Here is a 12710-nt window from a genome sequence, read left to right as displayed (position 1 = left end):
GCTTGCGGGAGGAGAGAGGTCAGAGCACTTCGGCCCGCAGCGTCTTGCGATCCAGCTTGCCGATCATGGTCTTGGGCAGGCTTTCGCGCACCACCACCATGTCGACCCGCTCATGCTTGCCGATCCTGGCATTGAGCCACGCCGCCAGTTCGTCACCCGTGGCTGATGCGCCCTCGTTCAGCGTCACATAGGCGCGCGGCACCTCGCCGCGATATTCTTCCGGAACGCCGATCACCAGCGCTTCCTTCACCGCGGGGTGTTCGAGGATCACGTCCTCCACCACGCTGGGGAAGACCTTGAAGCCGCCCACCGCGATCATGTCCTTGATGCGGTCGACGATTTCAAGGAAGCCCTCGGCGTCGATCCGCGCGACATCGCCGGTGCGCAGGTAGCGCTTGCCGCCGATTGCCGCGAAGGTCTCGGCATCGCTCTCCGGCCGGTTCCAGTAGCCGCGCATCACCTGCGGGCCGTGCACCGCCAGCTCGCCCGGCTCACCCTCGGGCGCGAGGCGCGAGGGGTCTTCCTTGTCGAGCAGCACCACCTCGGTTCCCGGCACCAGCTGGCCGATGGTGCCGCGCTTGCGCGTGCCCTGATAGGGATTGGCCGAGACCACGCCCGCGCTTTCCGTAAGGCCATAGCCCTCGCACACCCGCACCCCGGTCACGGCCTCGAACTTCTCATGCACCGGCCCCGGCATCGGCGCGCCGCCCGAGATGCAGACCTTGAGGCTGGAAAGGTCGGTCTTGGGAAGGTCGGGGTGATCGAGGATCGCCTGGAACATCGTCGGCACACCGGGAAAGCCGGTGCAGCGGTAACGCTGGATGGTCTCCAGGACCTGCTTGGTCTCGAACCGCGGCACCATCGCGATCGAGGCCCCCGTCACCATCGCGTGATTGAGCAGCGCGGTGTTGGCGAAAACATGGAAGAACGGCAGCGCGCCCATGAACACCTCGCCCGTCGGATTGCCGAAGGGATTCAAGGCAGCGACCTGCTGCGCGTTCACCGACAGCTGGTCATGCCCCAGCATCGCCCCCTTGGGCCGCCCGGTGGTGCCGCCGGTATATTGCAGCAGAGCAAGGTCCTGCGGGCCGACATCGACCGGGGCGAGCGTACCGACGGGGATCATCTCGGCCCAGCTCTTGATCGTCGGGCCATGGGCCACATCGGCGATCTGCTTGCGCTTCAGCAATTGCAGCGCGAGCCCCTTGTACCACGGCAGCTGGTCGGCAAGGCTGCCCACCACCAGCGTTTCCAGTGCCGAGCCTTCAAGCACCTTCGCGGCCGTCTTGTAGAGCTCGGGCACGTCGAGCGTCACCAGCACCTTGGTGCCGCTGTCGCCCACCTGCCAGCTCAGCTCCTCGACCGAATAGAGCGGTGAGAAGTTCACCACCACCGCGCCCGCCATCATCGCGCCGTAATAGGCGGCGGCGTAGATCGGCACGTTGGGCAGGAACAGGCCGACCCGGTCGCCCTTGGCAATGCCGATCGCCTGAAGACCGAGCGCGAAGGCCTTGGCCTCCTTGTGGATCTGGGCGTAGCTATAGGTGCGCCCGAGGAAATGCAGGAACGGCGCCTGCGGGTTCATCGCCAGAGTGCGTTCGAGCAGCGCGGGCAAAGTGGCGGGCTCGAACCGCGTATCGAGCGGGACGGGATGGTGATAGGCGGTTGCGACACTACTGACAGTCATGTCAGTAATCTTGGCGCACAATCGCTTGGCGCACAAGCGAAAGTGGGGGGCGACTGCCGCAAATGGCAAATCCCCGTCACCCCGTGCCCGACACGGAGCCCAAATCAAACATCAGGGAGATAGAGCAACTTCGGCCCGCCAACGGACGGGCCGCGAGCGCACGCGCGCGAGCCGCAGGCGCTCAAGCCCGCAGGGCTTGAAACGGCGCCGAGGACGGGGGCGCGGAGGCGCCCCCGCAATCAGAACATCAAATAAACCCGCTCTCGGGGTCGATCTTCTCTTCGGCGGCTTCGGCTTCGCGCTTGCGGGCGAGCCAGGCTTCGGCTTCGGCTTCCTGCGCGGCTTCGCTGGCGGCCTTGGTCTGGGCGTCACGCTCGGCGCGCAGTTCCTCGATCAGCTTTTCGCGATCATTGCGCACCGGTGCCGCAGGCGCGTCCGCATCCTCGGTGATCCCGGCGCGCTTGGCGGCCTTGGCGACCATCGAGTCGAGTTCGCGCTGCGAACACAGGCCCAGCGTCACCGGATCCTTCGGCGTGATGTTCTGGATGTTCCAGTGCGAACGGTCACGGATCGCGCCGATGGTGTTGCGAGTCGTGCCGATCAGCTTGGAAATCTGCGCGTCCGACACCTCGGGGTGGTGGCGCAGGATCCAGGCGATGCCATCGGGCTTGTCCTGACGCTTCGAGACGGGGGTGTAACGCGGCCCCTTGGTGCGGGTCACCTCGACCGGCGCCTTGTGCATCTTGAGCACATAGGCCGGATCGGCCTGGCCCTTCTCGATCTCGGCCTGGGTGAGCTCGCCCGAGTGGACGGGATCGCGGCCGGTGTACTTGCTGCCGGCCAGATCATCGGCCATCGCCTGCACTTCGAGGATGTGGAGGCCGCAGAACTCGGCGATCTGTTCGAAGCTCAATGCGGTGTTGTCCACCAGCCAGGTCGCGGTGGCATGGGGCATCAGCGGCTTGGGCTGATCCTTGGTGGCCATGGGGAAATCTCCGTTGAAAATAGAAGGGCCGCCCCTTTCGGAGCGGCCGCCTTGCGGGGCCAGATAGGCGAATTGGGGCCAAACGGCAAGAAATGGATTCTTTTGTTTGCGTGCCGCCTTCGGTGGCGCAGACCACCCGCCCCGCCTCCCCACCCGGCCACCAATAGTACCACTATGTTATGGTGGCCGGGTGGTCAGGCGGGGCGGGGGGTCTGCGTCGCGCGCCAGCGCGACCGCGAATCAAAAAACGTCGGGAGTTTGGAGCGAAACCGCTTCCTCTTCTTCCAGCGCCACCAGCCCTGACAGGAACTGGCGGGTCGCCGCCTCCCAGCTGAAGCTCGCCCCATAGGCCGCGCAGGCCGCGCGGTCGCAGTAGCGCGCGGCGTCGATCGCGCGGGTGAGATCCTCGCTCATCGCGCCCACGCTATCCGTCAGGATGTCGAGCGGCCCCGGCACCGGGAAGGCGGCGACCGGCGTGCCGCAGGCGAGCGCCTCGATCATCACCAGGCCGAAGGTGTCGGTGCGCGAGGGAAAGACGAAGACATCGGCATGGGCATAGCAACCCGCCAGCGCCGCGCCGCTCTTCTTGCCAAGGAACAGCGCGTCCGGAAACTTCGCCTCCAGCGCCGCGCGGGCCGGGCCGTCGCCGACCACCACCTTGGTTCCGGGATAGGGGCAGGCGAGGAACGCCTCGATGTTCTTCTCGACCGCGACGCGCCCGACATAGAGCAGGATCGGCCCGGCAATGCCGGCATATTCGGGCGGCAGCGGCGCTTGCGGCGAGAAGCACGCGAGATCGACCCCGCGGCTCCAGTGGGTGAGATGGGTCAGACCCTCGTCGCGCAACTGCGCCCGGATCGTCTCGGTCGCGACCATGATGCGCTGCGCCGGACGGTGGAACCAGCGGATATAGGGCCAGAAGACGCGCGCGGGCAGCCCGGTGCGGCGCGCGACATAGTCCGGGAACTGGGTGTGGTAGGCGGTGGTGAAGGGCACGTTGCGCCGCAGACAATAGGCCCGCGCGGCAAGACCCAGCGGCCCCTCGGTGGCGATATGCACCGCCTCGGGTGCGATCGCCGCCAGCCGCCGCCCGACCGCGCCGGGGGCGGTCAGCGCCAGCCGGATCTCGGGATAGGACGGCGCGGGGATCGAGCGGTAGCCCTCGGGGCTGATGACCGTGACCTCATGCCCCCAGCCGCGCAGCACTGCGCAGGTGGTCGAAAGCGTGCGCACCACGCCATTGGTCTGCGGGTGCCAGGCATCGGTGACGATCGCGATGCTGGCCGGAACCGGCCGAAGCGAGGTGACGGCGGCACCCTCAAGCGGGATCGCGGCCAGGCGATTCACGCCGCCTCGCGCGCGCTCTGCATGGCACCGCCCGATTCGGCGGCGAGCGGTTCTGCGGCGCGGCGCTTGATCTCGTCGGGCCAGTGGAGGATTTCCATGCGGCCATCGTGATGTTCGACCAGCGCGTTGCAGCCCTCGACCCAGTCGCCGTCGTTCCAGTATTCGATGGGCTTGCCGTTGTGATCGAACATCCGGAACTCGGCGGTGTGGATGTGCCCGCACACCACCCCGTCAACCCCGCGCTCGCCAGCGGCGCGGGCGACGACTTCCTCATACTTGCCGATGAACTCAACCGCGTTCTTGACCTTGTGCTTGGCCGCCTTGCTGAGCGACCAGTAGGGCTTGCCCATCCAGCGCCGCACGGTGTTCACCGCGAGGTTGCACTTCATCATCAGGTGGTAGGCATGGTCGCCCACGAAGGCGAGCCAGCGGTGTGACAGCATGACGGCATCGAATTCATCGCCATGCAGCACCATAAGCCGCCGCCCATCTGCGGTGTCGTGGAAGGCGGCGCGGCGAATCTCGATCCCGCCGAAGTTCAATCCGGTGAACTGGCGGAACATCTCGTCATGGTTGCCCGGGATATAGACCACCCGCGTGCCGCGCCGGGCGCGCTTCATGATGCGCCAGACGATGTCGTTGTGGGCGGCGGGCCAGTAGAACTTCTTCTTCAGCCGCCAGCCATCGATGATGTCGCCGACGAGGTAGATCGTCTCGCTGTCGGTATGGTCGAGGAAGTCGATCAGCAGCGCGGCATTGCAGCCCCGGGTGCCGAGGTGGACGTCGCTGATCCAGATCGTGCGATAGGAACGCCGCTTGGCGTCGTGCTCCGGCCCTTCCGGCTCGGGCGTGCGCGGGGGGACAATCGGGAAGCTGGCGATATTGTCGGGGAGCAGATCGTCGAGGTCGGCGCCGGTCATGGGAGGTTCCTGAGTGGCTTGTCTCAGGGGCACCAATGCCAGCCAATTGTTACACGCGACTCTCAAGCCGGTGGCGGTTTCGCGTCATGTTTTCAGAACCATGACAGGCGCGCGGTCAGTCCATCGGGACAAAGCCGGGCAACGCTGCGATGCGCGCGATCCATGCCTGTATGTGCGGGTAATCTCCCAGGCCGAAACCGCCCTCTTCGGCCACATGGGTGTAGGGAAACAGCGCAATATCGGCGAGCGTCACGCCGTCGCCGCAGAAAAAGGTGTTATCTGCCAGATGCTTATCCATCAATTCCAGCGCCGCACAGCCTGCCATGCGCTTGGCGCCAATCTGCGCGCGCTGCTGCTCCGACAGATTGGCCTCGCCCACAAAGCGCAGCCAGAAGCGCAAGGTGGCGACGTTGGGTTCGTGGTTATACTGCTCGAAGAACATCCAGCGCAGGCAATCCGCCTCGCCGAAACGATCCGCCGGGATCAATGCCGAGCCGTGGGCGAGATACCAGCAGGCGGCGTTGCTCTCGGGCAGAAAGCGCGCGTCTGCCCCTTCCCCGATCTGAAGCACCGGAATGCGGCCATTGGCGTTCACCGTTGCCAGAAACTCGGGCGTCCGGGTCTCGCCCCGCATGATGTCATAGGCACGGGTCGCCAGCGGCAGGCCGAGCAGCGCGGCGGTAAGCTTGATCTTGAAGCAATTCCCGCTGCGTGGGTCTTCGTGGAGGGTCAGCGCCTCAGCCACCCGCCACCTCGAGCACGATCTTGCCGATATGCTCGCCCTTTTCCATCCGCGCATGGGCGGCGGCGGCTTCGGCCAGCGGGAAGGTCATGTCCATCACCGGCGACAGCTCCCCGTCGCAGAACAGCGGCCAGGCGTTGTCGGCGATCTCGTCGGCGAGCGCGGCCTTGAAGGCGTCGGAGCGCGGGCGCAGGGTCGATCCGGTGAGCGTCAGGCGGCGCATCATCACCACCGCCATGTTGATGTCGGCCTTGGCCCCGCCCAGCACCGCGATCGTGACATGGCGGCCATCCTCGGCAAGGCACTTGAGGTTCCTCGCGACATAATCGCCCGACACCATGTCGAGCACGATGTTGACACCCTTGCCCTCGGTGTGGGCCAGCACCGCTTCGACATAGTCCTGTTCGCGGTAATTGATCGCCACATCCGCGCCGATGCGGGTGGCGGCGGCGCATTTGGCGGTGTCGCCGCAGGTGACGATCACTGTGAGCCCGAAGGCCTTGGCGAGCATGATCGCCATAGTGCCGATGCCGCTGGTGCCGCCGTGGATCAGCACGCTTTCCCCGTCGCGCGCCAGGCCGCGCTCGAACAGGTTGTGCCAGACGGTGAAGAGCGTCTCGGGCAAGGCCGCCGCTTCGGACAGCATCATCCCCTCGGGCACCGGCAGGGTGTGCTGCCAATGCGCGGCGCAATATTCGGCATAGCCCCCGCCCGGCGTGAGGGCCGCGACATATTGCCCGATCATCTCGCGCGGGACTTCGGTGCCGACCGCGACGATCTCGCCCGCGACCTCCAGCCCCAGCAGGGGCGAAGCGCCCGGCGGCGGGGGATAGGCGCCCGCGCGCTGGAGGCAATCGGGGCGGTTGACCCCGGCATAGGCGACGCGGATCAGCACATCATCGGGGCGCAGGCGCGGCAGAGGCACGGATTGGAGCCGCAGCACCTCCGGCCCGCCGGGCGCATCGAAGCCGATGGCCTGCATCATTTCGGGCAAGGCGGCCGCCCCGCTTGTCATCACCACCGCGTTCCCCCTGATCCGTCGCAGTTAACTATGTCTCATGTGCGAATAACCGTCTCGCCGATTGACAGCAAGCCGCTTCCCCCTGATGCTGCATGGCAATGGAAGAACCCGATCGCCCACGCCCCAGCGGAGACGCGGCGAGTCGCCTCGCGGGCGAAGACCTCGGCCCTTACTCGCAGGCCGAGCTGGCAGAGCGGATCGCGCTGCTCGAGGCCGAGATTGCCCGGGTGACAGCCCACCGCGACAAGGCCGCCGCCCACCGCGCCGCCGCCGACGCGCTGTTCGGCGGGAAAGCGGGCGGATGATCCATTTGCGCATCGCCCGCGTATCGACATTAGCGGATTCGCAATTCTCGCGGTCCCACCCATATTGTTGGAAACCGGCTCCCTCCGCTCCTTCGCCACGAGCAACCTCTCTCAGCTGAAAAGGCCTCCCCCATGCCCAGCTTCGCCCAGAACCTCGAACGCACGCTGCACAATGCGCTCGGCAATGCATCCGAACGGCGGCACGAATATGCCACGCTCGAACACCTGCTGCTGGCGCTGATCGACGATGAGGACGCTGCTGCGGTAATGGCCGCCTGCGGGGTCGACCTTGCCGAACTGGGCGAGGTGGTGAAGCAGTATCTCGATCAGGAATATCAGAGCCTCAAGACCGAGGACGGCGCCGATCCGCAGCCCACCGCGGGCTTCCAGCGGGTGATCCAGCGCGCGATCCTCCACGTCCAGTCGAGCGGCAAGGACACCGTCACCGGCGCCAACGTGCTGGTCGCACTGTTTTCCGAGCGCGATTCCTACGCGGTCTATTTCCTCCAGCAGCAGGACATGAGCCGGCTGGATGCGGTGAGCTATATCAGCCACGGCATCGGCAAGGGCGGGCGCCAGATTGAGCCCAAGACCCCGCAGGGCACCGACAAGCAGGAAGAAGCGGCGCAGCAGAGCAAGGAGCAGGGCGGCAACAAGAAGGAAACCGCGCTCGACCAGTTCACCGTCAACCTCAACGCCAAGGCCGAAAGCGGCAAGATCGACCCGCTGATCGGGCGCGGGCCGGAGGTTGACCGGACGATCCAGATCCTGTGCCGCCGTTCGAAGAACAACCCGCTCTATGTGGGCGATCCCGGCGTCGGCAAGACCGCCATCGCCGAAGGCCTCGCGCGCAAGATCGTCGAGGGCGATGTGCCCGAGGTGCTGGCCGAAGCGGTGATCTACTCGCTCGACATGGGCGCGCTGCTCGCGGGCACCCGCTATCGCGGTGACTTTGAAGAGCGGCTGAAGCAGGTCGTCACCGAGCTTGAGGCGATGCCCCACGCGGTGCTGTTCATCGACGAAATCCACACCGTGATCGGTGCCGGCGCGACCAGCGGCGGGGCGATGGACGCCTCGAACCTGCTGAAGCCCGCGCTGTCCAGCGGCGCGATCCGTTGCATCGGCTCGACCACCTACAAGGAATTCCGCAACCACTTCGAAAAGGACCGCGCGCTGCTGCGCCGGTTCCAGAAGATCGACGTGAACGAGCCCACCATCGAGGACACGATCAAGATCCTCAAGGGTCTGCGCAGCGCGTTCGAGGATCACCACAAGGTCAAGTACACCCCCGACGCGATCAAGACCGCAGTCGAGCTGTCGGCGCGCTACATCAATGACCGCAAGCTGCCCGACAAGGCGATCGACGTGATCGACGAGGTCGGCGCGATGCAGATGCTGGTGCCGCCCAGCCGCCGCAAGAAGACCATCACCGCGCGCGAGATCGAGCAGGTGATCGCGACGATGGCGCGCATCCCCCCGAAGTCGGTCAGCAAGGACGACAAGAAGGCGCTCGAAAACCTCGAACGCGATCTGAAGCACGTCGTCTTCGGGCAGGACGAGGCGATCCAGCGTCTCGCCACCGCGATGAAGCTGTCGCGCGCCGGGCTTCGCGATCCCGATAAGCCGATCGGCTCCTTCCTGTTCTCCGGCCCCACCGGCGTCGGCAAGACCGAAGTCGCGCGCCAGCTCGCCACGATCATGGGGATCGAACTCAAGCGCTTCGACATGAGCGAATATATGGAGCGCCATTCGGTCAGCCGCTTGATCGGCGCGCCTCCGGGCTATGTCGGTTACGATCAGGGCGGGCTGCTGACCGATGCGGTCGACCAGAACCCGCACTGCATCCTGCTATTGGACGAGATCGAGAAGGCGCACCCTGACCTGTTCAACATCCTGCTCCAGGTGATGGATAATGGCCGCCTGACCGATCACCACGGCAAGACGGTCGATTTCCGCAATGTCGTGCTGATCATGACCACCAATGCCGGTGCGTCGGACATGGCGCGGCAGGGGATCGGCTTCGGCGATGTGTCAAAGGCCGACGCGGGCGACGAGGCGGTGAAGAAGATGTTCACCCCCGAATTCCGCAACCGCCTCGATGCGATCGTGCCCTTCGCCTATCTCGGCAAGAGCATCGTCGCGCGCGTGGTCGACAAGTTCATCCTCCAGCTCGAACTCCAGCTGGCCGAACAGAACGTCCACATCCAGTTCGACAGCGACGCGCGCAGCTGGCTCGCCGACAAGGGCTATGACAAGCTCTACGGCGCCCGCCCGATGGCCCGCCTGATCCAGGAAAAGATCAAGCAGCCGCTCGCCGAGGAACTGCTGTTCGGCAAGCTCGCCGACGGCGGCGAGGTTCATGTCAGCATCAAGGACGGCAAGCCCGCCTTCGAAATGACCCCGGCCCCGCCGAAGGTGAAGCCTGCCAAGAAGGTGTCGGTGAAGAAGAAACCTGCCGCCAAGAACCCCGCTCCGGAAACGGACGAGGGCTGACCGCGCGAAAAACGCCAAAGGGGCGCGGGAGAGGAACCTCTCCCGCGCCCCTTTTGTTTGGAACAGCATGACCGCCGCCCCCTTCTCCTGGATCCGGCCCGAACCGTGGGGCATCCACATCGTCCCCGCCGACGCCTGGGTCGATCCTTCGCGGCCCGTGCCCCGCGCGCTGGTGACCCATGGCCACGCCGACCACGCGCGCGGCGGGCACGGCATCACCATCGCCACCCCGGCGACGCTCGCGATCATGGAACTGCGCTACCAGACCCGCGAAGGCGCCTCGCCGGTGGAATATGGCGAGAGCATCGCCATCGGCGGGGGCGTGACGGCGACCTTCCTGCCTGCCGGGCACGTTCTCGGCAGCGCCCAGATCCTGCTCGAACACGCGGGCGAGCGCGTCATCATCACCGGCGATTACAAGCGCGCCCCCGATCCGACCTGCGCGCCTTTCGAAGTCACCCCCTGCGACATCTTCATCACCGAGGCGACCTTCGGCCTCCCGGTCTTCACCCACCCGCCCATCGGCGAGGAAATCGCCAAACTGCTCGAAGCCCGCGCGGCGAGCCCCGACAGCTGCATCCTCGTCGGCGCCTATGCGCTAGGCAAGGCGCAGCGGGTGATCGCGGAACTTCGCGCGGGCGGCCACCACGAGACGATCTGGCTCCACGGCGCGATGGAGGCGATGTGCCGGCTCTATGAGGAACACGGCGTGATGCTGGGTGATTTGCGGCTGGTGAGCGATGCGACCAAGGATGAAATGCGCGGCGGCATCGTCATCGCCCCGCCGTCTGCCCTCAACGACCGCTGGAGCCGCCGCCTGCCCGATCCGGTCACCGCGATGGCATCAGGCTGGATGCGGGTGCGCGGGCGCGCCCGGCAGCGCGGGGTCGAGCTGCCGCTGGTGATTTCCGACCATGCCGACTGGAACGAACTCACCCGCACGATCGCAGAGGTGAACCCGCAGGAAACCTGGATCACGCATGGCCGCGAGGAGGCCTTGCTGCGCTGGTGTGCGCTGGGCCAGCGCCGCGCGCGGGCGCTGGCGCTGGTTGGCTATGAGGACGAGGATGACTGAACCCCTCGTCCCCATGCCCGAAGGCTTACTTGATGGCGGCCAGATCGGCGGCGATCAGGGTCAGCTTTTCCTCGGTGATCATCCCCTGCGAATAGGGGGCGAGGAACTTGAGCGTCATCGTCTTGAACTGTTCGTAGGAGGGGTGCACGTCGATCCCCGGCAGGTGCTTCACCACCACCGCCTTGGCGCGCTCGTCGGCCATCAGCGCTTCGATCGGGGTGTCGAGCGAGAAGGCGGTCGCCGCAGCGGCAGGGGCGGGGGTTTCAGCCGTCGTCTGGGCCGCAAGACCGGCGGGAACGGCTGCAACAACAACAAGACCGAGGGCAGCGAGAGGCGAAAACTTCATTGGCGGGGCTCCTTGTTGGGGACTTTGCTTCAAACGCAGGCGGGGCATATCGGATCCAAATGGCGCTGCAATGAACGGATCGACGAGTTGAGGCACTGCGGCTGATGGATCGTTTTGCCGCCCTGCTCGATGCGCTGGTCTACACCACCAGCCGCAACCGCAAGCTCGCGCTGATCGCGGCCTATCTGCGTGCAAGTCCCGATCCCGACCGCGGCTGGGCGCTGGCCGCGCTGACCGACGGGCTGGATTTCCCGGCGGTGAAGTCCTCGACCATCCGCAACCTGATGATGGAGCGGGTCGATCCGGTGCTGTGGGCGCTGAGCCGCGACTTCGTCGGCGACACGGCGGAGACTGCGAGCCTCTTGTGGCCCGAGCCCACGGACGGCGCCCAGCGCTCCGATCTGCCACTTGCCGAGGTGGTCGAGCGCCTTTCGGGGCTGACCCGCGCCTCGGCTCCACGCGAGCTCGCGGCGCTGTTCGACCGGCTCGACGCCAGGGGCCGCTTTGCGCTGATCAAGCTGGCGACGGGCGGGATGCGGGTCGGCGTTTCGGCAAGGCTGGCGAAGACGGCGTTTGCGCAGGCGTTTGGCGTGTCTTTGGACGATGTTGAAGAGTTTTGGCACGCGCTTGCCCCGCCATACACTGCGCTGTTCGCATGGGCGGCGCACGGCGGCCCCGCGCCCGATCTCGCCGGCGTCCCCCGCTTCCGTCCCTTCATGCTCGCCCACCCGCTTGAGGATGGCACAGTCGATCTCGCCGATTATGCCGCCGAGTGGAAGTGGGACGGGATCCGGGTGCAGCTGGTGCGCGCCGGAGGCGAGACGCGGGTCTATTCGCGCTCGGGTGACGACATTTCGGCGACCTTCCCCGAACTGCTCGATGTGCTGCCTTTCGACGCGGTGCTCGATGGCGAATTGCTGGTGCGGGGCTCCGCGCAGGGCGGAGAGGTCGGGGGCGCGGCGAGCTTCAACGCGCTCCAGCAGCGGTTGGGGCGCAAGACCGTGTCCAAGGCGATGCTGCGCGATTACCCCGCCTTCGTGCGCCTCTACGATGTGCTGCTGCTCGACGGGCAGGACTGGCGCGAGGCACCGTGGAAGTCGCGCCGCGCGACTCTCGAAGCCCTGATACCGCGCCTGCCGGAAAGCCACTTCGACCTCTCCCAGCTGGTCGAGGCCGAGGATTTCGCGCAGCTTTCCGCGATCCGCGACACCGCGCGCGACGAGGCGATCGAAGGCCTGATGCTCAAGCACCGCGAGAGCCCCTATGTGGCGGGGCGCAAGGTTGCCCTCTGGTACAAGTGGAAGCGCGATCCGCTGCTGGTGGATTGCGTGGTGATGTATGCCCAGCGCGGCAGCGGCAAGCGCTCGAGCTTCCATTCCGATTTCACCTTCGGCTGCTGGGACGGCGACCCCGATGCCGGGGCCGAGCTGCTCCCCGTCGGCAAGGCCTATTCCGGCTTCACCGATGCCGAGCTGAAGCAGCTCGACAAGTTCGTGCGGCAGAACACGTTGAACAAGTTCGGCCCGGTACGCGAGGTGAAGCGCGAACTGGTGTTCGAGGTGGCGTTTGACAGCGTTCACGCCAGCAAGCGCCACAAGAGCGGCCTCGCCATGCGCTTCCCCCGCATCCACCGCATCCGCTGGGACAAGCCGGCGCACGAGGCGGATCGGTTGGAAACATTGCGGGGGCTGATCAAGGACTAGACCCCTCCCCTCGTCATTGCGAGGAGGCCCGAAGGGCCGACGCGGCAATCCATGGACGGCCCTTTCGGTTTGGTGCGCCGTCGGCC

General features: G+C 66.3%; 11 protein-coding genes. 4 read left to right on the top strand and 7 right to left on the bottom strand.

The window, feature by feature from the left end; genetic code table 11:
- Positions 1–19: 19 nt before the first annotated feature.
- From PS060_RS05865 to PS060_RS05840, 6 genes are all read right to left on the bottom strand, one after another.
- The gene (locus PS060_RS05865) at positions 20–1687 is read right to left on the bottom strand and encodes an AMP-binding protein (RefSeq protein WP_273986168.1); all 1668 of its coding nucleotides are present in this window, start codon (positions 1685–1687) and stop codon (positions 20–22) included.
- Positions 1688–1934: 247 nt separating this feature from the next.
- On the bottom strand, positions 1935–2672 hold the full coding sequence (locus PS060_RS05860; RefSeq protein ID WP_273986167.1) for a DUF1013 domain-containing protein: 738 nt from the start codon (positions 2670–2672) through the stop codon (positions 1935–1937).
- Between the two features lie 240 nt (positions 2673–2912).
- The gene (locus PS060_RS05855) at positions 2913–4010 is read right to left on the bottom strand and encodes a glycosyltransferase family 4 protein (protein WP_273986859.1); all 1098 of its coding nucleotides are present in this window, start codon (positions 4008–4010) and stop codon (positions 2913–2915) included.
- Between the two features lie 5 nt (positions 4011–4015).
- Positions 4016–4939, bottom strand: a complete 924-nt coding sequence (locus PS060_RS05850) for a UDP-2,3-diacylglucosamine diphosphatase (protein ID WP_273986166.1) — start codon at positions 4937–4939, stop codon at positions 4016–4018.
- Between the two features lie 115 nt (positions 4940–5054).
- Positions 5055–5684 (bottom strand): glutathione S-transferase family protein, encoded by a 630-nt coding sequence (locus PS060_RS05845; protein WP_273986165.1) that lies wholly within the window; start codon positions 5682–5684, stop codon positions 5055–5057.
- Complete coding sequence (locus tag PS060_RS05840; protein ID WP_273986857.1) at positions 5677–6663, bottom strand: NAD(P)H-quinone oxidoreductase; 987 nt, start codon at positions 6661–6663, stop codon at positions 5677–5679. Before PS060_RS05840 ends, PS060_RS05845 begins: the two co-directional genes overlap by 8 nt.
- Positions 6664–6800: 137 nt before the next feature.
- Here PS060_RS05840 and PS060_RS05835 point away from each other — a divergent pair, with 137 nt between their 5' ends.
- The 3 genes from PS060_RS05835 to PS060_RS05825 all read left to right on the top strand — a co-directional run bounded on the left by PS060_RS05835 (position 6801) and on the right by PS060_RS05825 (position 10575).
- Positions 6801–7007, top strand: a complete 207-nt coding sequence (locus PS060_RS05835; protein ID WP_273986164.1) for a DUF1192 domain-containing protein — start codon at positions 6801–6803, stop codon at positions 7005–7007.
- Positions 7008–7139: 132 nt separating this feature from the next.
- Positions 7140–9500: an ATP-dependent Clp protease ATP-binding subunit ClpA gene (clpA, locus tag PS060_RS05830; protein ID WP_273986163.1), complete on the top strand. Its 2361-nt coding sequence runs from the start codon at positions 7140–7142 to the stop codon at positions 9498–9500.
- 67 nt (positions 9501–9567) lie between these two features.
- Positions 9568–10575 carry a ligase-associated DNA damage response exonuclease gene (locus PS060_RS05825; RefSeq protein ID WP_273986162.1) on the top strand — a complete coding sequence of 336 codons (1008 nt, stop codon included), beginning with the start codon at positions 9568–9570 and terminating at the stop codon, positions 10573–10575.
- 25 nt (positions 10576–10600) lie between these two features.
- Here PS060_RS05825 and PS060_RS05820 read toward each other — a convergent pair whose 3' ends face one another.
- Positions 10601–10921 (bottom strand): hypothetical protein, encoded by a 321-nt coding sequence (locus PS060_RS05820; RefSeq protein ID WP_273986161.1) that lies wholly within the window; start codon positions 10919–10921, stop codon positions 10601–10603.
- A gap of 104 nt (positions 10922–11025) precedes the next feature.
- Between PS060_RS05820 and PS060_RS05815 the strand changes: the two genes are divergently transcribed.
- Positions 11026–12624 carry a cisplatin damage response ATP-dependent DNA ligase gene (locus tag PS060_RS05815; protein WP_273986159.1) on the top strand — a complete coding sequence of 533 codons (1599 nt, stop codon included), beginning with the start codon at positions 11026–11028 and terminating at the stop codon, positions 12622–12624.
- The last annotated feature ends 86 nt before the right edge of the window (positions 12625–12710 follow it).

The organism is Erythrobacter sp. BLCC-B19 (assembly GCF_028621955.1).
In the GTDB taxonomy this organism is placed as follows: domain Bacteria; phylum Pseudomonadota; class Alphaproteobacteria; order Sphingomonadales; family Sphingomonadaceae; genus Erythrobacter.
Note: the sequence above shows the minus strand (reverse complement) of the source record. Positions and strands in the feature narration are given on the sequence as shown.